The organism is Colwellia psychrerythraea (assembly GCF_000764185.1).
GTDB lineage: Bacteria > Pseudomonadota > Gammaproteobacteria > Enterobacterales > Alteromonadaceae > Colwellia > Colwellia psychrerythraea_B.
Map to the genome: position 1 here is coordinate 1 of NZ_JQEC01000058.1, position 1,846 is coordinate 1,846.

2 protein-coding genes are annotated in these 1,846 nt (G+C 41.7%); one reads left to right on the top strand and one right to left on the bottom strand.

All coding sequences use genetic code 11. The features are described 5' to 3' along the window. Positions 1 to 100: 100 nt before the first annotated feature. A complete protein-coding gene (locus GAB14E_RS02935) occupies positions 101 to 1,255 on the top strand; it encodes an IS110 family RNA-guided transposase (RefSeq protein ID WP_033081990.1) in 1,155 nt (384 codons plus the stop codon). Between the two features lie 14 nt (positions 1,256 to 1,269). Here GAB14E_RS02935 and GAB14E_RS25585 read toward each other — a convergent pair whose 3' ends face one another. After that, a complete protein-coding gene (locus GAB14E_RS25585; protein ID WP_269429112.1) occupies positions 1,270 to 1,401 on the bottom strand; it encodes a hypothetical protein in 132 nt (43 codons plus the stop codon). Positions 1,402 to 1,846 lie beyond the last annotated feature (445 nt).

A 1,846-nucleotide genomic window follows, 5' to 3' on the forward strand; every position in this document is an offset into this window, starting at 1 on the left:
TAGACATAATGACTCCCACGAGGTGCTAGCCTCCAGATTCGTGGGTTAGTAAAACCAGAGCCATAATATATGTGTTAAACAATATAAACTGGAGGCTAACATGTACAAATATAACATACTTTTCATCGGCTTAGATACCCATAAAGTGTCTACCGAAGTGGCACATGTAGAAGACCAACGTGGTGCAAAACCCGTTCATTATGGAAAAATAAAAACGACCAAAGCAGCCATTACAAAATTGGCTCGGCAATATCAATCCAAATACCCACAGGCGACACTACATTTTGTTTATGAAGCAGGCCCCTGTGGTTATTGGATTTACCGATTACTGACCAGCTTGAGTCATTGCTGCTATGTCGTTGCCCCCTCATTAATTCCAAAGAAACCAGGAGATAAAGTAAAAACTGACAAACGTGATGCGTTGAAATTAACCAAACTGCTTAAGGATGAAGAATTAACACCCATATATGTGCCAGAGCCTGAAGACGAAGCAATACGCGACCTATCAAGGGCAAGAGAAACAGCGATGAAAGACTTAAAGGATGCTAAATATCAACTTAAGGCCCTATTTCTTCGTAATAACATCAGCTGTAAGGTCAACGATAATTGGTCACTTCAACACCTTCGTTGGTTGACTGAGCTCATTTTACCTCACCCAAGCCAACAAATCGTTTTGCAAGAAATGATACAAGTTATCACTGAGCGAATACAGCGAGAGAAACGACTGGCCAATGAATTATTTCATCAGGTGAAGTCGTGGCGGTTTTATCCTGTAGTTAAAGCACTTCAAGCCGTCAGAGGTGTTCGACTGCTTATCGCAACGGGTATTGTCGCAGAGCTTGGCGATTTAAGGCGCTTTGACCATCCAAAAAAGCTCATGTCGTATCTAGGATTAGTCTCAAAAGAGCACAGCAGTGGTGATAAACGGCGGTTAGGTAGCATTACCAAATGTGGCAATGGACGAGCAAGGCGTTTACTTGTTCAAGGCGCTCATACATATAAGCACAAAGCCAATATATCGACAGAATTACAAAAGCGTCAGGAAGGCTTACCCAAAGAAATTACCGATATTGCTTGGCAGGCCCAACTTAGGCTGTGCCGACGATACAATCGGCTGCTGAGTAGAGGAAAACATCGTAATGTCGTGGTGATAGCCATTGCCAGAGAGATGGCCGCTTACCTGTGGGCTATTGCCCGTGAAGTAGTCATTACGCCAGTTGATACACGATTAAGAATATCGAGAGTACCTGCATGATAAAAAGTTTTGAGTTAGCGCATTGGGTCAAGCATCGGCTGTGGCATAACCACCGAGGGCGTTAGGCTGGCAACGGTATTTATTATCGTTGAACCACGAGCATAGACTGAAATCAGGTGCCACGACGGAATAAGTAAGGTCGGCACTGCTAACCAACAGGTTAGTAATCCACGAATATCAGCATGATAACCGACGAAATTACTTGCTTCATCTATGCGTTAACTCTTTTATTTTAAAAGTAGACATTATGGCTCTAAATTAATGAGCAGGGATCGGTGTATTTAACTTGACGTGGGGAGTCATACCAACGCCTCATTAAGAGGCTAAAAACATTTGGTTAAAATAAGCGACGAAGGAGCAAAAACCAACTGTTATTTGTCCTTTTGAACGACTTACAGCTTTAGTACTAGGCATATTTGAAAATATAAGATAATCGATAATTTATTTCCGTTTTATAGTGTTTTAACCATTTCCAGACTACTGCTAATATTCTGAACTGTGCAGCTTGAGTCGCTTGCCGATACTCTAAATGTAATGTTTTTAGATGACATTTGAGAAGAAAGGAGTGCTGAATACATTTCTTTGGTCCCT